20 protein-coding genes and 1 tRNA gene are annotated in these 22,366 nt (G+C 43.0%); 5 read left to right on the forward strand and 16 right to left on the reverse strand.

The annotated features are described in order from the left end of the window. The 13 genes from AC37HE_RS00950 to AC37HE_RS01010 form a co-directional block, all read right to left on the reverse strand. Positions 1 to 1,445: AMP-binding protein (locus AC37HE_RS00950; RefSeq protein WP_500780896.1), on the reverse strand; the 1,445-nt coding region annotated here is incomplete at its 3' end. A gap of 27 nt (positions 1,446 to 1,472) precedes the next feature. Then, positions 1,473 to 2,048 (reverse strand): helix-turn-helix domain-containing protein, encoded by a 576-nt coding sequence (locus tag AC37HE_RS00955; protein ID WP_500780897.1) that lies wholly within the window; start codon positions 2,046 to 2,048, stop codon positions 1,473 to 1,475. Positions 2,049 to 2,186: 138 nt separating this feature from the next. Further along, positions 2,187 to 4,724, reverse strand: coding sequence for an alpha-glucan family phosphorylase (gene glgP / locus AC37HE_RS00960; RefSeq protein ID WP_500780898.1), 2,538 nt, complete (start codon positions 4,722 to 4,724; stop codon positions 2,187 to 2,189). Positions 4,725 to 4,860: 136 nt separating this feature from the next. Next, entirely contained in the window at positions 4,861 to 6,231 is a 1,371-nt protein-coding gene (locus AC37HE_RS00965) for a glycoside hydrolase family 57 protein (protein ID WP_500780899.1), read from the reverse strand. Between the two features lie 2 nt (positions 6,232 to 6,233). Continuing rightward, positions 6,234 to 7,541, reverse strand: a complete 1,308-nt coding sequence (locus AC37HE_RS00970; RefSeq protein WP_500780900.1) for a glycosyltransferase family 4 protein — start codon at positions 7,539 to 7,541, stop codon at positions 6,234 to 6,236. 32 nt (positions 7,542 to 7,573) lie between these two features. After that, positions 7,574 to 9,520, reverse strand: coding sequence for an amylo-alpha-1,6-glucosidase (locus tag AC37HE_RS00975; RefSeq protein WP_500780901.1), 1,947 nt, complete (start codon positions 9,518 to 9,520; stop codon positions 7,574 to 7,576). A gap of 106 nt (positions 9,521 to 9,626) precedes the next feature. Then, the gene (locus AC37HE_RS00980; protein WP_500780902.1) at positions 9,627 to 10,634 is read right to left on the reverse strand and encodes a GSCFA domain-containing protein; all 1,008 of its coding nucleotides are present in this window, start codon (positions 10,632 to 10,634) and stop codon (positions 9,627 to 9,629) included. Positions 10,635 to 10,647: 13 nt separating this feature from the next. After that, a complete protein-coding gene (locus tag AC37HE_RS00985; RefSeq protein WP_500780903.1) occupies positions 10,648 to 12,660 on the reverse strand; it encodes an alpha amylase C-terminal domain-containing protein in 2,013 nt (670 codons plus the stop codon). 224 nt (positions 12,661 to 12,884) lie between these two features. Next, positions 12,885 to 12,956: transfer RNA gene (locus AC37HE_RS00990), tRNA-Gly, on the reverse strand. 113 nt (positions 12,957 to 13,069) lie between these two features. After that, positions 13,070 to 13,519 carry a YdeI/OmpD-associated family protein gene (locus AC37HE_RS00995; RefSeq protein WP_500780904.1) on the reverse strand — a complete coding sequence of 150 codons (450 nt, stop codon included), beginning with the start codon at positions 13,517 to 13,519 and terminating at the stop codon, positions 13,070 to 13,072. A 37-nt stretch (positions 13,520 to 13,556) separates the two neighbouring features. Continuing rightward, positions 13,557 to 14,489 (reverse strand): tRNA epoxyqueuosine(34) reductase QueG, encoded by a 933-nt coding sequence (gene queG / locus AC37HE_RS01000; protein WP_500780905.1) that lies wholly within the window; start codon positions 14,487 to 14,489, stop codon positions 13,557 to 13,559. Positions 14,490 to 14,556: 67 nt separating this feature from the next. Next, positions 14,557 to 14,862: a metal-sulfur cluster assembly factor gene (locus AC37HE_RS01005; protein ID WP_500780906.1), complete on the reverse strand. Its 306-nt coding sequence runs from the start codon at positions 14,860 to 14,862 to the stop codon at positions 14,557 to 14,559. Positions 14,863 to 14,874: 12 nt separating this feature from the next. After that, complete coding sequence (locus AC37HE_RS01010; protein WP_500780907.1) at positions 14,875 to 15,297, reverse strand: SufE family protein; 423 nt, start codon at positions 15,295 to 15,297, stop codon at positions 14,875 to 14,877. A gap of 216 nt (positions 15,298 to 15,513) precedes the next feature. Here AC37HE_RS01010 and rbr point away from each other — a divergent pair, with 216 nt between their 5' ends. From rbr to AC37HE_RS01035, 5 genes are all read left to right on the forward strand, one after another. Next, a complete protein-coding gene (gene rbr / locus AC37HE_RS01015; RefSeq protein WP_500780908.1) occupies positions 15,514 to 16,086 on the forward strand; it encodes a rubrerythrin in 573 nt (190 codons plus the stop codon). Positions 16,087 to 16,297: 211 nt separating this feature from the next. Then, positions 16,298 to 16,951 (forward strand): Crp/Fnr family transcriptional regulator, encoded by a 654-nt coding sequence (locus AC37HE_RS01020; protein ID WP_500780909.1) that lies wholly within the window; start codon positions 16,298 to 16,300, stop codon positions 16,949 to 16,951. Positions 16,952 to 17,036: 85 nt separating this feature from the next. Beyond that, positions 17,037 to 17,267 carry a DUF6132 family protein gene (locus AC37HE_RS01025; protein ID WP_500780910.1) on the forward strand — a complete coding sequence of 77 codons (231 nt, stop codon included), beginning with the start codon at positions 17,037 to 17,039 and terminating at the stop codon, positions 17,265 to 17,267. Continuing rightward, positions 17,254 to 17,553 carry a thioredoxin gene (trxA, locus tag AC37HE_RS01030; protein WP_500780911.1) on the forward strand — a complete coding sequence of 100 codons (300 nt, stop codon included), beginning with the start codon at positions 17,254 to 17,256 and terminating at the stop codon, positions 17,551 to 17,553. The genes AC37HE_RS01025 and trxA overlap by 14 nt, the downstream gene beginning before the upstream one ends. A 526-nt stretch (positions 17,554 to 18,079) precedes the next feature. Further along, positions 18,080 to 18,727, forward strand: coding sequence for a hypothetical protein (locus tag AC37HE_RS01035; protein ID WP_500780912.1), 648 nt, complete (start codon positions 18,080 to 18,082; stop codon positions 18,725 to 18,727). A gap of 102 nt (positions 18,728 to 18,829) precedes the next feature. Here AC37HE_RS01035 and AC37HE_RS01040 read toward each other — a convergent pair whose 3' ends face one another. From AC37HE_RS01040 to sufC, 3 genes are all read right to left on the reverse strand, one after another. After that, positions 18,830 to 20,050 (reverse strand): aminotransferase class V-fold PLP-dependent enzyme, encoded by a 1,221-nt coding sequence (locus AC37HE_RS01040; protein WP_500780913.1) that lies wholly within the window; start codon positions 20,048 to 20,050, stop codon positions 18,830 to 18,832. A gap of 174 nt (positions 20,051 to 20,224) precedes the next feature. Next, positions 20,225 to 21,586, reverse strand: a complete 1,362-nt coding sequence (gene sufD, locus AC37HE_RS01045; protein WP_500780914.1) for a Fe-S cluster assembly protein SufD — start codon at positions 21,584 to 21,586, stop codon at positions 20,225 to 20,227. A 2-nt stretch (positions 21,587 to 21,588) separates the two neighbouring features. Further along, positions 21,589 to 22,338 carry a Fe-S cluster assembly ATPase SufC gene (gene sufC / locus AC37HE_RS01050; protein ID WP_500780915.1) on the reverse strand — a complete coding sequence of 250 codons (750 nt, stop codon included), beginning with the start codon at positions 22,336 to 22,338 and terminating at the stop codon, positions 21,589 to 21,591. Positions 22,339 to 22,366: the final 28 nt, after the last annotated feature.

A 22,366-nucleotide genomic window follows, 5' to 3' on the forward strand; every position in this document is an offset into this window, starting at 1 on the left:
CCAACTTGCTCGCCATATTTCGGACTAGGAATGCCGGCTACCTCAACAGCTTCAATTTGCGGCATTTTAAACAAGTAGTTCTCGATTTCCCGAGGGTAAATATTCTCACCACCACGGATAATCATATCCTTGATACGCCCCGTGATCCGGAAAAAGCCATCATCACCACGTATACCCAAATCGCCCGAGTGCAGCCAGCCCTCTTTATCAATGGCATGGCGGGTAGCCTCTTCATTCTTGTAGTAGCCTTTCATAACATTGTAGCCACGGCAACACATTTCGCCTTGTACATTATCCGGACATTCTTCACCCGTTTCCGGATCAATAACAGCAACTTCAACATTCGGAAATTCGAAGCCCACTGTTGTTGCCCGAACCTCCGGCGAGTTATGGGTGCGGGTAGCCGTCATACCGGGTGACGATTCAGTCAGGCCATACACACTGATGACGTCTTTCATATGCATTTTCTCCATCACCTGTTTCATCGTCTCAATCGGACAAAGTGCTCCGGCCATAATACCGGTCCTCAGGCTCGACAGATCAAACATATCGAACATGGGGTGATGCAGCTCGGCAATAAACATGGTTGGCACTCCGTAAAGTGCTGTACACTTCTCTTTCTCGACAGAAGCCAAAACCATCAAAGGATTGAAATCCTCCGTGATAACCATCGTTGCCCCGTGGGTTACAACGGCGCACAAAGCCAGCACACATCCAAAGCAATGGAAAAACGGCACACAAATCAACAAACGCTCAGCAGCTGTATAACGCATACACTCGCCGGTTGCTTTTCCGTTATTCAGAATATTATGATGCGAGAGCATAACTCCCTTTGGGAAACCTGTTGTCCCCGATGTATACTGCATGTTCACAACATCGTGACAGTTGACACGCTCTTTTACCTCCTCGAGTTCCAAATCATCCAGGTGACCTCCCAAAAGGATTAACTCGGCCGTATTGAACATACCACGATGTTTCTCCGGCCCGATAAAAACGATGTTCTTCAGTTCAGGAAAATTCGCAGAATGTAACTCACCACGTGGTTGACTTTTCAGCTCGGGAACAAGGTCAAAGATCATATTCACATAATCGCTGTCCCGGTAATTACCAATCAGACATAGGGTATGAATATCGGCATCCTTCAGCAAATATTCCAGTTCGGAGAGTTTATAGTTCGTGTTGATTGTAACCAAAACCGCTCCAATCTTGGCAGATGCAAACATAAAGGTTAACCAATCGGGCACATTATTTGCCCAAATACCAACTTTATCGCCCTCACCTACACCAATGTACATCAAGCCTTTAGCCAACTGATCAACTCGCTGGTTAAACTCGCTGTAAGTAAATCGCAGGTTCCGATCCGGATAAACCATAAACTCCTGATCGGGTGTTTCGAATGCATATTTCTCGAGGATGCCTCCTAACGTATAATCGATTAACTGCATGCTAATAATTTGAAGATTCAGCTAATATCAAAAAGGGGTATATAAAACGACCAATACACGTGCTTTTTCCCGCGTTTTAGCATGCACATTGTGCATAACAATTGAGTCGATGTAAATACTGTCGCCCGCACTTAGTTGATACAAATCTTTCCCGTAATTAATCTCAACTTCACCCTCAAGAACATAAATAAATTCTTCGCCCTCGTGGGTCGATAGTTTGTAGTCCGACTGTTCAGAAGGCTCAATCTCCACAATGAACGGTTCCATATTTCGTCCCGCTTTATCAGCGGCCAACGAGAGAAAATTCAAGTGTTCCCGCGACCCGTTTTCTTCTGATGTAAAACGAACGCCGTCCGCAGGTTTACCATTACGCACAACAACCGGCCCCAAATGATCCGAATCATCCAGGAAAGTTCCTAAGCGTACACCTAATGCCCTTGCAATTTTAATCAGTGGGGATAAGGAAGGAATTATTGCTTCTTTTTCAATTTTTTCGATTTGCGCTGCAAGCAAGCCACTACGTTCTGCCAACTCCTCCAGACTTAAATTTTGAGTTGATCGTAGCTGTTTAATCTTCGATCCAAGGTTTTTTTCTCCAGCCATAACTTGGTTTTTCAATATAGTAAGCAACAAAATTAGCTTTATTTTGAAAGTGCCCAAACCTCACCCCTGTCTTTTCACCGGATAAAAAAAAGAGGCTACTTTTCAGCAGCCTCTTGTCCTCAATTATATTCGGTTTTATTACAACCATTTTAAATACTTGAAATCCTGACGATGGGGAAGGTCATCATTCTTCGGATACATGCGTAGTCCATAATTATAGGACCCCGGATCCATAATTGTGATATCCAACTTATAAGTTGTTTTGGAGCCTTCAGCAGGAACAGCCTCAAACTGAAGTGTTTCCACCAACTCCATCTGTCCGTTAGTGCCCGATGATGTAATCAACATCTCCAGACCAATATCATCAGAAGAAAGTCCTTTCAGATCGAGTACAACCTTGGCCGGATAGCTTTCACCAATCTTTAAAGCGTTGGTAATTCCATCAGAAAGTTGAACATTAAGCACCTGGATATCATTCCAAACTCCGGCAACTTTGTCTTTCCATGCAGCCAGTTCTTTAGCGACCTTAAAGTCACTGTCAACCAAATGAAGGTAACGACTTGCCTGCGGTTGATAAAAACGTTCCTGGTAATCCCGGATCATCCGGGTCGTTGTAAAATTAGGAGCTACCTGTCCAATCGTATTCTTCACTACTTTAACCCATTCTTCGGAATAGCCTTTTTCATTCCGGTCGTAATAAGTCGGGATAATCTCGTGATCAAAGATGTTGTAGATGGTATCAGCATCCAATTCATCCTGAAGATCCTGAACATCATAAGTGCGTTCCATCGGTAATGCCCAGCCGGCATTCTCCTTGTATCCTTCAACCCACCAACCATCAAGTACTGAGAAGTGGATTGTACCGTTCATCACACCTTTTTCACCACTGGTACCCGATGCTTCTAACGGGCGGGTTGGTGTATTTAACCAAATATCAACGCCTTGCAACAATACTTTTGCCAGGTTAATATCGTAGTTCTGAACGAAAATGATTTTCCCAAGGAACTCAGGTCTCTTCGATATTTCGATAATATACTTGATCAAGTCCTGACCTGCTTTATCCGCAGGGTGAGCTTTACCGGCAAAGATAAATTGCACCGGTCGATCCGGATCATTTACAATCTTTGATAAACGGTCGAGGTTGCGGAACAACAAGTGAGCACGCTTGTAAGTTGCAAATCGACGAGCAAAACCAATCGTCAGTGCATTAGGATTCAGCTTGCTTAACACCTCCGAAATTAACTTCGGATTTTCGTGACGTTGAATCCAGTTATCTGCAAAACGCTCCTTGATATAATCGATCATTTTCAGCTTCAGATCGCGCTTCACGTTCCAAACATCCTCATCGGGAACTTTGTAAACCTTCTCCCACAAATCGAAATCCAGTTGCTCTTCAACAAATGTATCTCCAAAATATTTCAGATGAAGTTCCTTCCATTCTTTGGCTGTCCAGGTGGGATAGTGTACCCCATTAGTTACATAGCCAATATTGAGTTCTTCCGGTAAGAACCCTTCATACAGATCTTTTAAAATATCTTTTGACACTTCACCATGCAACCAACTTACACCGTTAATTCCCTGCGACATGTTCGCTGCCAGGAAACTCATATTGAAGTGGTCCTCTTCCGGCTTGGCTTTTCCCAGCATGATAAAGTCATCCCAGTTTAAACCAATTTTCTCGGCAAAGTAATTCATATAACCGCGGAATAAATCCTGGTGAAAAGCATCGTGTCCTGCCGGAACCGGTGTATGTGTCGTAAAAAGCGTAGACGCACGAACGACCTCTTTGGCTTGTTTAAAGGTTAATCCTTTTTCATTCATGAAATCTTTCACCCGTTCCAGACCGATCATGGCTGCATGACCTTCGTTACAGTGGTACAATTGCGATTGGTATCCCAATTTACGCAGAGCACGAATACCTCCCAAGCCAAGTAACATCTCTTGTTTCAGTCGGTTTTCATTATCTCCGCCATACAGGTGATGAGTCACAAAACGATCGTCTTCACGATTGGCATCAAAGTCGGAATCAAGCAGATAAAGGCTTACGCTACCAACTTTTGCTTCCCACACGCGGGCTTTCAGCATGCGTCCCGGATATTCAACCTCAATTTCAATCCAGTTGCCATCGGCATCCAATGCCGGCTGAACCGGCACCTTATTAAACTGTTGTGCGTCATAGTTGGCCATCTGATCTCCATGAATAGAGATTGTTTGTTTGAAATATCCAAAACGATACAACAAACCAACAGCCACTAAATTCACTTTTGAGTCACTGGCTTCTTTCAGGTAGTCACCGGCCAAGATACCTAAACCTCCGGAAAAGATTTTCAAACTATCGTGTAAGCCGTATTCCATACTGAAGTAGGCAATTTCCGGGCCATCAAGATCTTCTCGCTCTGCCAGATATTTATGCAAATGCTTGAGTGCAGCTTGCATTTTACCCATAAAAAGATCATCACCTTCTAACTCCAGAAAGCGTTGATAACTGACCTTATCCAACAAATCGATTGGATTATGAGCCGTTTCTTCCCATATCTCGGGATCTATTTCTTCAAAAAGTTCACGGGCATCGGTATTCCAAGCCCACCATAAGTTTTTGCTCAACTCTTTCAGAGGAGCTAACTTTTCCGGGATGTTTGATTCAACAAACAGTTTTTTCCATTTCGGTATTTCCACAACATGTCGTTTTTAAACATTCAACACAACTCCACCAAACGTTATCCGGCGTAATAGCTTAATACAACTATACACCCCAAATAGTTCAGTGACCCCTGCCTCAGGTTTTGAGTCATGCTAAAAACGGGTTTAACATCTAATCTTTTTTAGCAGATTTAGTTGCGGTCTTCTTCTTTTTAATGGTTACCGGCTTCGTGGTCCTGTCTTTTTTCACTTTGCCGGTTGTTAAATTCTTTAATTCTAATTCATATTTCTTGAGTTTATCTTCTTTCTCCTCAAGTAATTTATTTAGAGCCGCAATTTCTTTTTCAATCTTATTTTCAGGAACAAAACTATTCAAACGAAGTTCGAAATCACTTAAAACATTCATATAATTAATAAATGCCTCATACGGACTTTCAAACGGATTATAGTTCCGTTGCGCATGTCCATCGATAAAGAATCTCGTGTTCATATAGTAAAAATGATTGCTTACCTGTAGGTACTCCCAATCTTTTACGAGTTCCGGTTCGGTTACATTGATCATCTTTTGTTGTAACCGGTATAACTTATCAAAAGCCTCTTGCTGTAACTCATTCCCCAACCAAACCGAAAGATCGCGTTCTTCATTCGACCATGATATCGGATGCGAGACACTTACCGGGGCAATTGGTTGAAGATCATCAGCCAGCTCCGAGGGTGTCGCAAACTTCATACCAGCCGTTTTCAAAACCATCTTCGGCAATTCCTCCAAAAACTTAAAAATCCCCGAGGACTCCGGTTGATAGACACCAAATACCTCGTAATCCATAAACAGGTTGATCACCTCGTTCTTTTTATCATCGTTGAGCCAATCGACAAATTTGCCAGGGGTAAGCGGATATTCGCTCCAGGCCTGATTCGAGAACCGAAAAGACAAGTCGTCGCTCAACTGAAAGTTACGCATCAGCAATTTGAGCCTTGGGTTTGACGCGCTGCAATAAAGGTAGTTTGGCGATTTCCATCCAAGGATATGTTTAGCCCCCTCTGTTAGCATTGCCTTAAAGCCCATTTCTGCTGCAATATCACCGATCTCATCCGAGTAAACTTTCTCCGAATTACACAAAACTGACGGACGTTGACCAAAGTACTTTTCAATCATGTCCATATGCTTTTCAACTTGTGATTTAAACACCTCCGGGCTTTTCAATGCCACTAAGGAATGAGCATATGGCTCGGCTACAAACTCAACCTGTCCTGTTTCGGCTAAGTCAATAAATGAATCGAGCACTTCAGGGGCATAAAGCTCAAGTTGCTCCAAAGCAATTCCAGAGATCGTAAAACTGACCTTAAATTTATCTTTGTATTTCTTAATTAAATCAAGTAATATCTGGTTTGCCGGTAAATAGGCATGATCAGCCATTTTTCGCAAGATTGTTTCATTGGAATAGTCATCGTAGTAGTAATGATCATTACCAATATCGAAAAAACGATAACGGCGAAAGCGAAAAGGTTGATGAATTTGAAAGTTTAGACAAATGGCTCTCATATTTATCTCGTTTTAATCTTTGTTAATCCAATACTCTTTTGGTAGACATCACGTACATCTTTTGCCGACTGCCGCCATTGCAGGCTGTCCACCTCTTCTTTTCCGTATTTTTTGAACGTATTCCACAAGGCCGGGTAATTCAACAAGCCATAAATGGCATCAGCCATAGCATGTGTATCCCAATAATCAATTTTAATCGCATATTTCAGGATCTCGGACACACCAGATTGATTCGAGATGATAACCGGCACATTCGACTGCATAGCCTCAAGCGGAACAATTCCAAACGGTTCAGAGACCGAAGGCATAACAAACACATCGCTCATTCTGAACATATCAAACACATCATCCCCCTTTAGGAAGCCTGTAAAATGGAACCGATCCGAGATCTTCAAAGCAGCGGCCCGTCTTACCATAGCATCCATCATATCGCCACTTCCTGCCATCACAAACCGAACATTATTCATTTTCTTCAACACCAGATTGGCTGCTTCCACAAAATATTCCGGTCCTTTCTGCATTGTAATACGTCCCAAAAAGGTAACGATCTTTTCATCGACCCCTTTTTTCAGCTTCACCTTTTCCTGCTCACTTACCGGCTCAACAGCATTATAAACGGTTGTTACTTTCTCGGGATTGATACCATACTTTTCAATCACAATCTTCCGGGTAAGGTTACTAACTGTAATAATTTGATCAGCAGCATCCATTCCCCGTTTTTCTATTTCGTACACCTGCGGGTTTACGCTCCCACCGCTACGGTCGAAGTCGGTCGCATGAACGTGAATTACCAAAGGTTTACCGCTAATTTCTTTAGCAGCAATACCAGCCGGATATGCCAACCAATCGTGTGCATGTATCAGATCAAACTCGTTATCGCGTGCAATAATTTTTGCTACCACCGAATACTTGTAAATTTCGTGTAGCAAGTCGGCTCCGTATTTCCCGGTAAACTCCAGTTTCCCTTCTTCAGAAGTCTCAACAAAGCGAGTTTTCTCGGCATATTTTTTACTGCTTAGCTTCCAAAACTCTTCCGGATCCATATAAGGAACCATTCCGGATTCTACTTCATAATAATCAATTTTCTTTTGAAGGTCTTTGAAATGCACTTTTTTACGGGTTATTGAAACATTATTTGCCCCGATCAACTCCATGCTTGATTGATCTTCATCGCCGTACGCCTTTGGAACAACAAACGTTACATCAACATCTTTCAGTTCGGCTAACCCCTTTGTTAGCCCGTAACAAGCTGTTCCTAACCCCCCGGAAATATGCGGAGGAAATTCCCAACCAAACATTAAAATTTTCATACGCCTATAAGAACTAGTAAGTTAAACATTTTCTACTCTTCAAAATCAACAAGTAACCCAATAGAACGAGTTATTGAGGCAACGCTCCATGCCTGAGAAACAGCACCTTTCGCCAAATGCGGTGGGTTTCCATTGTACATTTCAGATATTGAACCAACACAGTGTTCTGTCATATCGCTTTCAAAATCCTCCAACATCCGTTTAATAACATGGACTCCACCACGCTTATGTACATTAAGATAGGCCTCGACAAAGAACTGTACCAACCAGGGCCATGCAGCCCCCTGGTAGATAACCCGGTTACGCTGATCAACACTCCCGTTAACGATTCCCTCATATTCAGGACTCTCGGGACTTAACGACCGTAAACCACGGGGAGTCAACAATTGCTGTTTTGCAATGCTAAGTACTGACTTTTGTTTCTCCCGATCGAGCGGTGTATATTCCATTGCCGCGGCAATAACCATATTCGGACGCACAGTCCAGTCTTTATCTGTATCACTAACTGAATCGGCCAAATAACCTTTCTCGTCACTCCAAAATTCTTCGGTGAATGACTTGGCTATAAGTGCCGGCAGCTGTTCCCATTCTTTCAAAAATTCTTTATCACGTGCAACACCAGCCAGTTCTAATGCATGGCATACAGCATTATACCAAAGTGCATTAACCTCAACCGGCGAGGCTAATCGTTTCACAACGGGTTTTCCGTCCACAACCGATTCCATCCATGTCATTGGCTGGTCGGTTTGATCAGATCCAATCAACCCATTTGAATACATTTTTATTCCAAAACCAGCTCCATTCTTATAGGCCTCCAAAATATCCTTCATCACTTTTCCGTACTTCAGCCAGATAGAACTGCCACATTTATCATTTCGACAGAGTTGCTGAATTGCCCAAAAAAACCACAACGAAACATCTAATGTATCATACCCACATTCCGGTTTATTGAAGACTTTCGGAAAGAGTCCGTTTTTAATTCCTTTCAGTTGGGTATCAATAACCTGTTCAAATGTTTCTCGATCATTATTTGCGAGCGTTAATCCCGGCAATGCAATAAATGTTTGACGGGTTAGGCCGGGATACCAAGGGAAACCGGCAATAATATCTACATCTTTTTTATTTCGAACGATAAACTGTTGGGCCGAATTCTTCAAACAATTTAAAAATGAAGTTCGGGGAACACGTTTACCTGTTTCTTTCGTAAATTTTGTTTTCAACGCCCCGGTTTTCGATTCTTTTGTAGAAGCCGAAAAGATTACACTTTCTCCTTTTTTAATCGGGATCTCAAAGTAACCGGGAACATAAAGGTCTTCCTGATAATCAAAGCCTCTTTCCTTCTCCTTATAATATTCAATGTTATTATACCAGTGAGGGACTGCCACAAACTCGCCTTTCTTCGACAACTGCATATGAAGGAAAGGATAGCCTTCGTAGAGGCGAATCTTGATACCATTATCAATAGAAGAAAATTTAGTATTGGCATACAGATTCGCTTTACTCAGCTGATGAATGCTGCGGAAAGCCAAAAAAGGTTTCAACCTTAATGTTGTAGGTGAGTTCGCTTCCACCAAGGTGTAACGAATTAAAGCTTGCTCTTCATTTTCGACCAAAAGCCTTTCTTTGGTTAATACAACACCCCCAACCCGCCAGGTCGTTTTCGGCACAAACTCAGCATCAAAATCCCGAATATATTTATGTCCTTTGGGTTCATAGTGATCACCCTCGTATTTATGAATACCGAGATTAAATTCTGCACCGTGTTGAATAACCGTTTCATCAAGGGAACTTAGCAAAAGGTGCTTGTCGCCCTCGAAATCTTCAATAGGCGAGATAAGGATCCCATGGTACTTACGGGTATTACAACCAGCAATTGTTGTACTCATATACGAACCGGACCTGTTGGAGCGAATAACTTCTCTATTAAGAGAATACTCCAAATTAACCAAATTACTTTTATCAAATTTTAGATAACTCATACGTTTCAGACTTTAGGCCTAAAATAATTTCAATCATTGCTATTATCAGGAAATAACAGGGGATGATACCATACAAACATACTGAAACATTTCCTATTGAATCTGTTCATTGTTGTTCACATCCGTTCATTTCCGTTTGAAAATATTCTTTCTCTCTGTCTAGGTTAAGATTAGGAAAACTATTTGTTAACTGCTCTATCTTATTTATAATCTGTGTTAAAAATTTTGCATACTCGGGTGTATCTTTCCGAAACGGTTTATGAGCCGCAGCTTTCTTCAGTTTTTCAATTTGAGTCATCAAACCACGAGCTTCTTTATTCACTAAAACATCACAAAATTTACCCCAAATATGTTCCACGGCTACTGCCGACAAATGAACCAAATCCGGCGCATAGAAACGGTAATCGCGCAATTCGTCCATCACAATTTCATAGGATGGGAAATACGTCAAACGACTTTTCTCATTTTCAGAAGCCAACTGATCGAGTGCCAGCAAAAGCGTTGATTTGCTTAGCTGATTACCATGAGCCGTATCTTTAAGATGTCGAATCGGGCTAACCGTTGACAAAATCCTTAATTTTGGGTTAATTTCAAATAATTGCGTTAACAAATTACTAAATTCTATAACTATCTGTTCCTGGCTCAGCCGATAGCGCAAAAAATCCGAAGCCGGAAACTTATGACAGTTAGCCACTAAAGTGCCGGTTGCTTTCAAATCGTACACCCAAGCTGTTCCCAAAGTCAGAACCAGGTAGTTTGCTTCCTTCAGAAACTGATGACCAGCCTGAACTTGCTCATTCATCTTCGACAAAGCCTCATCTGCTGATGATGCTGAATAACGGCTATGAAAGTCGAAACTACCCCAAACACCGTTATGATGAAACAAATCTTGCCGTGTGTACTTCTGCTGATCCATCAACCGACGCAAGCTGGCTGCAATCGACATCGGATTGTATAATATGCCGAAAGGATTTATAAGGGTTTGAAATTTGAGTTCTTCCATCATTCCACCAATATTCTCGGTAAAACATGAACCCATAAACAAAAGCTTGTCGTCATAGCCAATCTTCCATTCATAGTCTTCAAACTCAATTTCCGTATAATACCTATTCATCCGAATCGCTTTTTTATCGAACCTTTCTAAAAGCTTGTTTTTTTAACACCAGTGCTGTTCTTGCCGGAAGATACAAGTTCAGGTAATGCTGACTTGTTAACCCACCCGAAGGTTTTGTATAATATGTTATTCCATGCTCAATTCGACCTTGTCCTCCAAAGCGTTCCTCATCCGTGTCAAAGACAATCTTCCATTTAGAGGCCTCCAATGGAATTCCATAGCCTGTAAATGAATTAACCGGATTAAAATTGAACACCAGCAAGTAGTCTCCTCTTTGAAATGCAAGAATTTCGTCTCCTCTATTATCAAATCGCCAGTAGACTTCAGGAACATTGAGTAAGCGATTATCTCTGATCCACTGAATCATCTCCCTGTCAAAATCGGCCAACCAGTGAAAACGCAGTTCCGGATTTTCAGCAATACTCCATAACCTGCGCGCATGTTTAAACGACCAATTATTTCCCTCGCGCGGGAAATCAATCCATTCGGGATGTCCAAACTCGTTTCCCATGAAGTTGAGATAAGCACCACCGGCAGAAGCCGCTGTAGCCAGCCGGATCATTTTATGCAAGGCAATACCACGATCAACGGTCATGTTTGGTTGATCTTTCCGCATGCTGAAATACATTTCTTTATCAATCAAACGGAAAATAATTGTTTTATCCCCCACCAAAGCCTGGTCATGCGACTCAGCATAACTCACCACTTTCTCATCCATCCGCTTCGAGGTCAGCTCGAAAAAAATTTGACCAACATCCCAGTTTTCATCAGAAACCTCTTTTATCAGCTTAATCCAGTAGTCTGGAACTCCCATCGCCATCCGGTAATCAAAGCCCAATCCACCATCTTCGAGCGGACTTGCCAACCCCGGCATGCCACTCATCTCCTCAGCAATAGACAAGGCATTCGGATTGATCTCATGAATAAGTTTATTCGCCAAATAGAAGTAAGTTGTTGCCTCAACATCAACGTTTCCATTATAATAATCATCATATCCTGTAAAGGCCTTACCTAACCCATGATCAAAATACAGCATGCTGGTAACGCCATCGAAGCGAAAACCGTCGAACTTAAATTCTTCAAGCCACCAGCTTATATTGGAGAGCAAAAAGTGCAGGACCGCATTTTTGCCATAATCGAAACAATAGGAATCCCATGCAGGATGTTCACCTTTACCGTCACTGTGAAAGAACTGATATCGGGTGCCATCGTAACGGCCTAAACCTTCATTTTCATTTTTGACTGCATGCGAATGCACTAAGTCCATAATGACTGAAAGTCCCATTCCATGTGCTTCATCTATCAGTGCCTTCAACTCGTCCGGAGTACCAAAGCGCGACGATGGAGCAAAAAAACTGGAGACGTGATAACCAAAGCTCCCGTAATAGGGGTGTTCCGGAACAGCCATCAGCTGCACTGTATTATACCCGGCTGCTTTAATGCGCGGCAAAACATGAATCCGAAATTCATTATAGGTATGCACCCGCTCTTCCTCGCCTGCCATTCCGACATGGCTCTCATAAATCAACGGAGCTTCTTGTCCCCTGTTAAAATCAGGATACTTCCATTCATAAGGTTTTTCCGGGCTCCAAACCTGAGCACTAAAAATTTTGGTATTATCATCTTGTACAGCCCGGCTCACCCAACTGGGGATCCGTTTTCCTTCGCCACCATTCCACTCAATATGAAAGGCATATAAGTCACCATGGCTTAACTGAGAAGCATCCAATTCTAACTCCCAATTCCCATCACCGACAGCGACAAAACGGTAATCATCATTTTTCGCCCAATTATTACATTCTCCGATTAAGTAAATCGAAGTGGCATTGGGGGCCCAATCCCTCAAAACCCAGCCTTGCTCGGTTCTGTGTAATCCATAATAATGATAGCCATTGGCAAATTCCCGCAAGCCTCTTCCTTGCGTTAATTCAGCCTCTTTATTTTGTGCTTCGTGATATCGTGATAGGATGACCGGAGCGTGAACGCTTAACCAAGGATCATTTTCGATTAGTTTTAAGGTATCCATAGTCGTTTGCTTTTTTTCTAAAGATAAGCAATTACTGCTTTCAATCCATGTTCGAAATACTCATTTTCGATAGATTTCATCACATGTTTAGAGAAAGTTCATATTCGCTACTTAATGTATTTTACACATATTACGGAACGGAACACACCAGAATATCAGGATATTCAGAAGGCCTTAAAACAAAAAAATCAGGTTTTCGGGAATCCGAAAACCTGATTTTTCTGAGCGGGAAACGGGGGTCGAACCCGCGGCCCTTGGCTTGGGAAGCCAATGCTCTACCACTGAGCTACTCCCGCCTTTTATTACAACATATGTTCTAATTATTACAGAGTCAACACAAAGTCACTTCAGTAATGGCAAGCCAAATGTAGTGTATTTTTTAATTTGTTATTCGTCTCTCTCTAAAATCTTAAACTTTCTGTCCGGGGAAGAAGCCTAACTTAATGCGCTGAATAAAGTTTTCGATCCGCTTGGCGCGAGTATCGGGGCGTTTAGCCTGATTGATGTAATCGACAATTGCTGTCTTGTATGAAAAAGCCAGTGCTTCAAATTTTGCTTTCAGTTCCTGATCCTCATCCAGCAACCACTGAAAATCCTCGGGAACGACCAAAACCGGTGGCTCCAGATTTGGCTCAACAACCATGCGTACTTCATCGCCTTCCTGTTTACCAATCTGCTTCAAAATTTCCTTTCGGATATGGATTGCATGCTCGCCGTTCCCAATAGGTACCAGACTTCCGGTTTTATATATACCATCAATCCAGCAATTGATGCGAACCGGACCACCTGTACCAAATTCCCTTCGAACATCGTAGGGGAAACCAGCGAAAGTTCCGGGAATTCCCCGGGTTCGGGGCATTAAGATCGTGCTATATTCAAATCGCTTCCCCATCAAACTAATCTATCGATTCCAGAAACCTTAGGTTACGCATGAGCCCACTGTATTTGGTTCGCTTAACGGCCGATTTACGAAACAACTCTGAAAATTGCTCTTCATCCATATTCTGCCATTCCGACCTGGTTAACGCCATCAACTTCGGGTGCGGATCGAAAGCAGGTTCTTCGTGGGGCTCAGCCTTCAAGTTCCAGGGACACACATCCTGGCAAATATCGCAACCAAACACGCGATCCTTAAATTGGCCTTTCAAATCCGGATCAATCTCACCACGCTGCTCAATCGTTTGGTAAGAAATACAGCGGCGAGCATCAACGACATAAGGTGCAACAATGGCGGTTGTCGGACAAGCATCGATGCAACGGGTACAATTACCACAATGATTACTAACAATCCGCTCATCCGGCTCAAGTTCCAAATCGACCAATAACTCGCCTATAAAAAAGAAGCTGCCATGTTCCACCGAAATCAGGTTGGTGTTTTTACCAATCCAGCCCATACCGGCACGCACTGCCCAAGCTTTATCCAGCACGGGAGCTGAATCGACAAAAGCACGTGCATTACAGGGGGCAATCTCCGCATTAATAAATTTCAGCAACTCTTTCAGTTTATCCTTCAGCACAAAATGATAATCGGTACCATAAGCATACTTTGAAAGAACCGGTGCATCCGGGTCCTGCTGTTTCTCATTTGGATAATAATTCAGCAAAACCGAGATCACCGACTTTGTACCTTCGTGCAACAAGCGCGGATCGAGGCGTTTTTCAACATTTCGGGCCATGTATTCCATCTCGCCATTCATTTCACCGGCCAACCATTGCTCAAGACGAGATTTTTCATCCGCCAAATAATCAGCCTTAGAAATACCGCAAGCCAGGAAACCCAGCTCAAGAGCCTTTTGCTTTATCCGTTCTCGTTGTTCTCGCTTATTCATCTGTCAACAAGGTATAAAAAAACCCGGATTGTCCGGGTTTGTATCTGAAAGCTTTCAGGTGTCTTGGTTAAAAGAATCCCAACTCAAGGCGGGCTTCTTCACTCATCATCGACTTGTCCCAAGGTGGTTCGAAAGTCAACTCAACGTTGGCATCTTCAACACCTTCAGCAGCCAAGGCAGCCTGACGGGTATCTTCCACCAACATATCGGCAACCGGGCAACCAGGGGCAGTCAGCGTCATTACAATGTTTGCTTTGTTATTTTCATCAACGTCCACATTGTAAACCAAGCCCAGATCGTATATATTAACCGGAATCTCCGGGTCATAAACATCTTTCAGTTTCTCAATAATCAGATCAATTCTGTTATCCATTGCATCTTCCTCCTATTCTGAAATCTTCTTATAAGCAACAGCGTACAACTTAATTTGTTTGATCATCGCCACCAAGCCATTGGAACGGGTTGGCGACAAATGCTGTTTCAAACCAATATCGTCGACAAAGTGTAATTCACTCTCAATAATTTCGTCCGGGGTGTGACCCGAGACAACCCGCAGTAACAAAGCTACCAGCCCTTTTACAATCACGGCATCACTCTCTCCCTGGAAATAAATTTTCCCATCCTTCAATTCCGGAATCAGCCACACACGACTTTGGCAACCTTTAATTACATACTGGTCGTTTTTCTGTTTTGCATCCAGTTCGGGCAAATCGTTACCCAACTCAATCAGGTAACTATATTTATCCATCCAGTCTTCATAGATCGAAAACTCCTCGTTTATTTCCTGCTGGATTTGGTCAATCGTCATAATTCAAAATTTTTCTTCTAATGCGAAGGTAAATGTCGTAAAAATTTCAGGGCGACAAAACTTTCAGCCTCAAACGAAGTGAAGAATTAAAGTTAACGCAAGAAAAACATCCAACGTTGAATAATTCTAAATAAAGCCAAACCGAAAATAATGCTCCTTATTTTTCTTAATTTTGATAGTGTAGAGAACCAAGAATTAACTATTAAATAAGTACAAATGAGTATAAAAGGAACAAAAACTGAACAAAACCTTTTAAAAGCTTTTGCCGGTGAATCGCAAGCAAAAAACCGCTACGAGTTTTTTGCCAAACAAGCACGCAAAGAGGGTCTGCAACAAATTGCTGCACTTTTTGAAGAAACTGCCATTAACGAACAAGCCCATGCAAAACGTTTCTTCCGCTTTTTGGAAGGCGGAATGGTTGAAATTACGGCTTCATACCCAGCCGGTGTTATCGGCACAACTATGGAAAACCTGAAAGCTGCTGCCGATGGTGAAAACGAAGAATGGACTGAACTGTACCCTGAGTTCGCCCGCATTGCTGAAGAAGAAGGATTTAAGCAAATTGCAACCGTATTTAAAACAATTGCAAAAATTGAAAAACATCACGAAGAACGCTACCGCCAGCTATGCAAAAACCTGGAAGAAGGTAAAGTATTCGAGCGCGAAGGCAAAGTAACCTGGAAATGTCGTGTTTGCGGATTCCTGCACGAATCAGCTCGCCCACCGAAGAAATGTCCGGCTTGCGAACACGATCAAGCTTACTTCGAAATTGAAGCAACAAACTATTAATATAGCGTGAAACCGGGAACAAAAAGCCCGGTTTCTTTTTGCTGAGAATCTCTCCTGAGTTCCAGGTTTCAAGTTCCAAGTTTTAAGTTTCAACACAACCCGACAACTTCAGATAACAAGGACAACCTGAATCCAGGAAAACTTTCCACCTTCATCTCTATTGGTGATTCCCTGTTATCAGGTAGGTTTTATAACTGGAAAAGCTTTTGCTATGTACAATATAAAGGACGCCATTGACAAGCGACTCCCGTTTTTAGAGCCGGAATTGCAACAGGAAATGGAGCAACAGGCAACACTCGTTGAACTGGCACCGGGAGAAAAACTCATTCGCGAAGGTCAATACATCAAGTCGTTTCCCATCCTGCTTGAAGGCAACATTCGTGTTAGCCGCCACGATGCCGAAGGTCGCGAGCTACTCCTGTACTTCCTCCATCCCGGCGAAACCTGCAGCATGGCTCTCACCTGCTGTATGGGCCAACAGCAAAGCAACATCCAGGCCATCGCCGAACAACAATCGACCTTAATCCGAATTCCCGTTGAATGCCTCGACCAATGGATGAGCCGCTACCCCTCGTGGAAAAACTATATGATGTGGGCCTACCGAAAACGTTTCGACGAATTACTGGAAACGATCGATGCGATTGCCTTCATGGAGCTCGACCAACGGTTAATCCGCTTCCTGATGGCCCGCTTTAAAGCCACCGGTGAAAAACAATTCATCGGAACCCACCACGAAATAGCCCTCCACCTCAATACATCGCGCGAAGTGATCTCCCGCCTCCTCAAGCAAATGGAACAAAAAGGTCTGGTTGGCCTCGGACGAGGAATCATCGACTTTTCAGCCTTGATTGAACACCAGGCTTAGAAAATCACCTTCTTTTTACTTTTGTGACTCAAGTCACTGACAAATGAACCGCCTTCCGTTTTCTTTGTCAGGAAATGGAACGATCATGAAACTGAAACAATTTTTATTAAAACATAAATGGAATGTGGTCGGCATCAGTGTTGGGCTGCTTGCCGGATACCTGTACTGGTATTTCATTGGTTGTACCTCGGGCACCTGCCCCATCCAGGCCAACTGGCACACCAGCACCCTTTATGGTGGTGTACTCGGCTACCTGGTAAGCGACCTGAGGAAGAAACCCAAAGCAAAGGAGGAAGACAGCAATGGAACAGTTTAACCAGCTCATTAGCAGCAACACCCCCGTATTAGTCGACTTTTTTGCGACTTGGTGCGGCCCTTGTAAAATGATGGCTCCGATATTGCAACAAGTGAAAGGACAACTGGGTGAAAACGTTCGGATCATCAAAGTTGATGTGGATAAGAATCCGGCATTAGCTCAACAATTTCAAATTAGAAGCGTACCAACATTGAAACTGTTTCAGGGCGGACAGGTGAAATGGACCGGTGCCGGCGTGATGCAAGCCGATCAGCTAAGCTCAATCATCCGATCGGTAGTCCGTTAACAGAACATAAATACATTCCGATGACAAGATATAGCGCTTAACCGTTGGAGTTAGGTTGTGAAAATGGGAAGACGGAAGGAACTCTGTAATGGGGTTCCTTCTTTTATTTTGAATTAAACAACAACCGCTCGATGCACAACAATAACCGCTCAACGGGAAACAATAACCTCTCGATGCTAAGCAAAGCCAGCTCGATGGACAACAATAACCTCTCGATGCTAAGCAACAACCTCTCAATGGACAACATTAACCGCTCAACGTTAAGCAATAATCGCTCAATGCTATGCAATAACCTCCCGACGCTAAGCAAGAGCCGCTCGATGCTAAGCAAAAACCGCTAAACGGACAACAAGAACCGCTCGACGCACAGCAGATTTTTTTATCACCATAAACGTAGGTATAACACCGAAATCAGCAACTTATCATTAGAAATCAGCAAGCGCTGAGCCGATAAAAATCGGCCAAAAACTTGACTTTGGATAAAAATTGTGTTAACTAGTATAAGTCAAACCAAAAACCTTAACCAATGAATAAGTCACAAATAAACAGGAAAGAAATGTTCGATACCACGAACTCGTATCTGGACGATAACTCTGCCGTGTGGACCTCGATCCCTAAATTCATTGAACTGAAAACTAAATTCTCGGGCCTGATTACACTCGTAGAACAAGCTGCAGGCGATCAACAAAAAGCGCAAATGTTTCTGGGCAAAAACAAAACCCAGCTAAAGAAAACAGTGGCAACAAAAACTGATATCCTGAATGACGCACTGGAAGCCATGGCCCTGATTAATGGAGATGAAACGCTCGCAGCACGAATGTCGGATAATTTTTCCGAGCTATACCGACTTCGAAATCTGGATTTTATGCCTAAAGTAGCCGAGGTAATTCAAGCAGTCGACAACAATACGTTAGAGCTAACCACCAACTATGGAATAACCCAGGAGCAAATAGACGATCTGAAAGCCGATGCTGATCATTTCGCCGAGCTAAACGGAATGCCCCGCGCCTACCAGGTTGCTTCGGTACAGGCAAGCAAAGAGCTGGATAGTCTGTTTGCCGAAATTAACGAGGTTCTGACTAACGGGCTCGACAAGATGGTTTCCATATTCCGCCGCCGTAATGCCAACTTTTACAATGGCTACCAGGCTGCCCGCATCGTTGTTGATAATTAAGAATGAAAATAAGGTTGATTTAAATTTAATGTTTTACAAACCCGGTTGGCTTCGGCTGCCGGGTTTTCTTGTCCTTTGCAGATCTGAACTGCTATTTCAGAGTTAGCTCAACATCATCACCAGCTTCTTCAAAGCTGCAATGAATTGATCGATCTCTTCAGTTGTATTGTAAACAGCAAATGAAATACGAATGGTTCCCGAAACATCGTAATGTTGCATCACCGTATCGGCACACAAACGCCCCGAGCGTACAGCGATCCCCATTTTATCGAGCATAGTGCTGATATCGAACGAGTGGATACCATCGACATTAAAGGTAATAACACCCGATTTTTCGGTTTGGGTTCCATAAATGATCATACCTGGAATTTCCATTAGCTTTTCAGTGGCATAGACCAACAGCTGGTGCTCGTAATCGGCGACAGCCTCAACGGTCAGATCCTCCAGGTAACGAATCGCTTCACCAAAAGCAATCACCCCGGTAATATGCGGCGTACCTGCTTCAAACTTGTAGGGAATTTCGTTGTAAGTTGTACCGGCAAAGCTCACTTCCGAAATCATTTCGCCCCCTCCCTGGTATGGTGGCATTGCTTCCAGCAACTCCTTCTTCCCGTAAAGCACACCAACGCCATTGGGACCAAACATTTTGTGAGCTGAGAAAACATAAAAATCAGCATCCAGCTCAACCACATTCACAGCCACATGATTCACAGCCTGTGCGCCGTCGACCAATACTTTAATACCACTGGCATGAGCTTTATCAATGATTGATTTCACCGGATTAATAGTACCAAGCGTATTTGCAACATGGCAAACAGCGATTAATTTCGTTTTGGGGTTAATTAGCTCATCCAGCTTTTCCACCATCAGCCGACCATTATCTTCAAATGGAATCACCCGAATTGTTGCACCCTTACGGGCAGCCATCATCTGCCAGGGTACAATATTGGCATGATGCTCCATCTCTGAAACAATGATCTCGTCACCGGCGTTAATGAAAGCTTCGCCAAACGAAAAGGCCACCAGGTTGATGCTTTCGGTAGTTCCTTTTGTGAAGATGATTTCCTCACGATTAGCCGCTTTTATGAAAGCCTGAACCTGATCGCGCACACCTTCAAAATCGAGGGTCGCTTTGTCGGCCATGAAGTGGGCTCCGCGGTGAATATTGCCGTAATACTCCAGATGTAACTGTTCCTCCTTCTTCAACACCGCCAGCGGTTTTTGCGACGAGGCGGCACTATCCAGGTAAATCAACGGTTTGTTATAAACCTGCTGTTTCAACACCGGGAAATCTTCACGTATACGGGCAATATCTAAAGTCATCTTCTCTTCATTTAAGCTGAAATACAAAATTAGCAATTTTTCATGGAGCAGTTTGATTTCTTATCCTCCCGCTGATCGGGTTAACAATACTGCAACATTAAGCCGGGCATCTATAAGAAACAAGGGAACCTGCCAAGCAGATCCCCTTGTTTTATATCTATTGTCATTAATTCTTTATTGACCACAAGAACTGCATTGGCCTAATTCGCCTTTCAGTCGTTTTTCAACCAGCTCATCAAGCCGGTCGCGAAGCGGTTCAATCCGGATCTCCTGAACAACTTCATGAGCGAAAGCATTCATCAGCATCATTCGGGCATCAGCCTCACCAATACCACGCTGACGCATATAGAACAGTGCATCCATATCGATTTGTCCGACAGTGGCACCGTGGCTACACTTCACATCGTCAGCATCAATAATCAACTGAGGTTTGGTATTCATTTTGGCCGTATCAGTCAACAAAACATTGTTGTTACGCTGGAATGCATTTGTTTTTTGTGCATCACGAGCCACATGAATACGTCCGGTAAAGCCGCCAACTGAATCTTCATCCAGTACGTTTTTATACAACTGATTACTCAAACAATTCGCTTTATTATGCAGGATGTTTGTAAAGTTGTCGACATGCTGGCGCTTATCCGTGAAAGATACGCCAAACACATGAGCCTCTGCATTTTCACCATCCATGCTTACGATGAGATTATTGCGAATCAATCCGCCATGCAAGGTTGCAACGCCAGACATCAAATTCGACTTTTCTCCCAGTTTGAAGAAGGTTGAATTGACTGCATTGGATTTATTATTCTGGTTTTGCACCGAATAAACATCAACAACAGCTTCATCACCAACAAAAACTTCTGTTACGCTATTACCCAGGCAATCACTTGAAGTTAATGTATGATCACAGAAAATAACTTTGGCTTCACTGTTGGCTTCTGAAATGATCAGGTTGCGTTGTGTTGAGAAAACAGCTTCCTCTGCACGTGTCAGGTTAATCACCTGAATAGGCTTTTCAAACTTAACACCTTCCGGAACATACATGAAGAAACCATCTTTGGCAAAAGCAGCATTCAAAGCAACCAGCGGATCGTTTGACAAAGCAGCCTGACGGTTCAGGTGGTTTTCAACCAATTCAGGTTTATCATTCGCAATTTCCTTTAAACTGCCAACAACAACACCCTCAGGTAACCCTTCAAGCTCCTTATTGCGTGCATAATACCAGCCATTCACCAATAAAATGGTGTATGTGTCAAGTTGTGGTACATCACAACGAAATACCTCGTTTAAATCCACATCAACGGTCTCGTAGGCGAAAATATGTCGATATTCTTTTCCGAAAACGCGTTCAAGATTGGTGTATTTGTAGTCCTCGTTTTTAAAACCAGGGACCCCCACCTGCTCAAAGCGTTTCATGGAGATATCACGCATCCGGTTCAGCAGGGCCGAAGAGCCTTCGTCCAACATGCTGCGGCTTGCCTGATACAGCTCGCTGTATTTTTCACTTACAGCTTTTTTATTGATTAACGTTTGAGTCATGTTTAAGCAAATTCTTTTTTAATCCAGTCGTAACCTTTTTCTTCCAACTCCAGAGCCAGCTCTTTACCGGCTGACATTACAATTTGTCCTTTGTAAAGTACATGTACAAAATCAGGAACAATGTAATCGAGCAAGCGTTGGTAGTGCGTAATTACGATTGCTGAACGTTCCGGGCTTTTCAAGGCATTCACCCCTTCGGCAACAACGCGAAGAGCATCGATATCCAAACCAGAATCGGTTTCATCCAAAATAGCCAGTTTAGGTTCCAGCATAGCCATCTGGAAGATTTCATTTTTCTTTTTCTCACCACCTGAGAAACCTTCATTTACCGAACGGTTTGTCAACTGAGAATCTAAATGAAGCAATTCTTTTTTCTCACGCATCAATTTCAGGAATTCACCGGCAGTAAGCGGCTCCAAACCTTTAAATTTACGATGCTCGTTTACTGAAGCTTTCAGGAAGTTCACCATCGGTACTCCCGGAATTTCAACCGGATACTGGAAACTCAGGAACAAGCCCATGCGAGCACGATCTTCCGGAGACATATCCATCAAGTTTTCACCAAGGAATGTTACTTCACCGTCAATAATTTCGTACCCGTCGCGACCGGTTAACACATTACCCAAAGTACTTTTTCCTGCACCATTGGGCCCCATGATCGCGTGGATCTCACCCGGCTTGATTTCCAGGTTAACCCCGTTCAATATTTGTTTTCCCTCAACTGAGGCTTTTAAATTCTTTATTGTTAGCATATCGTATAAATTCCTAGTTTCAAGTTTA

The sequence above is a fragment of the Mangrovibacterium sp. genome (assembly GCF_059905295.1).

Bases quoted from the DNA above. Each gene is read 5' to 3' on its own strand.
- AC37HE_RS00955 (WP_500780897.1), bottom strand. From the start codon at position 2,048: ATGGCTGGAGAAAAAAACCTTGGATCGAAGATTAAACAGCTACGATCA.
- AC37HE_RS00965 (WP_500780899.1), bottom strand. From the start codon at position 6,231: ATGAGAGCCATTTGTCTAAACTTTCAAATTCATCAACCTTTTCGCTTT.
- AC37HE_RS00970 (WP_500780900.1), bottom strand. From the start codon at position 7,541: ATGAAAATTTTAATGTTTGGTTGGGAATTTCCTCCGCATATTTCCGGG.
- AC37HE_RS00975 (WP_500780901.1), bottom strand. From the start codon at position 9,520: ATGAGTTATCTAAAATTTGATAAAAGTAATTTGGTTAATTTGGAGTAT.
- AC37HE_RS00980 (WP_500780902.1), bottom strand. From the start codon at position 10,634: ATGAATAGGTATTATACGGAAATTGAGTTTGAAGACTATGAATGGAAG.
- AC37HE_RS00985 (WP_500780903.1), bottom strand. From the start codon at position 12,660: ATGGATACCTTAAAACTAATCGAAAATGATCCTTGGTTAAGCGTTCAC.
- AC37HE_RS00995 (WP_500780904.1), bottom strand. From the start codon at position 13,519: ATGCCCCGAACCCGGGGAATTCCCGGAACTTTCGCTGGTTTCCCCTAC.
- queG (WP_500780905.1), bottom strand. From the start codon at position 14,489: ATGAATAAGCGAGAACAACGAGAACGGATAAAGCAAAAGGCTCTTGAG.
- AC37HE_RS01005 (WP_500780906.1), bottom strand. From the start codon at position 14,862: ATGGATAACAGAATTGATCTGATTATTGAGAAACTGAAAGATGTTTAT.
- AC37HE_RS01010 (WP_500780907.1), bottom strand. From the start codon at position 15,297: ATGACGATTGACCAAATCCAGCAGGAAATAAACGAGGAGTTTTCGATC.
- rbr (WP_500780908.1), top strand. From the start codon at position 15,514: ATGAGTATAAAAGGAACAAAAACTGAACAAAACCTTTTAAAAGCTTTT.
- AC37HE_RS01020 (WP_500780909.1), top strand. From the start codon at position 16,298: ATGTACAATATAAAGGACGCCATTGACAAGCGACTCCCGTTTTTAGAG.
- AC37HE_RS01025 (WP_500780910.1), top strand. From the start codon at position 17,037: ATGAAACTGAAACAATTTTTATTAAAACATAAATGGAATGTGGTCGGC.
- trxA (WP_500780911.1), top strand. From the start codon at position 17,254: ATGGAACAGTTTAACCAGCTCATTAGCAGCAACACCCCCGTATTAGTC.
- AC37HE_RS01035 (WP_500780912.1), top strand. From the start codon at position 18,080: ATGAATAAGTCACAAATAAACAGGAAAGAAATGTTCGATACCACGAAC.
- AC37HE_RS01040 (WP_500780913.1), bottom strand. From the start codon at position 20,050: ATGACTTTAGATATTGCCCGTATACGTGAAGATTTCCCGGTGTTGAAA.
- sufD (WP_500780914.1), bottom strand. From the start codon at position 21,586: ATGACTCAAACGTTAATCAATAAAAAAGCTGTAAGTGAAAAATACAGC.
- sufC (WP_500780915.1), bottom strand. From the start codon at position 22,338: ATGCTAACAATAAAGAATTTAAAAGCCTCAGTTGAGGGAAAACAAATA.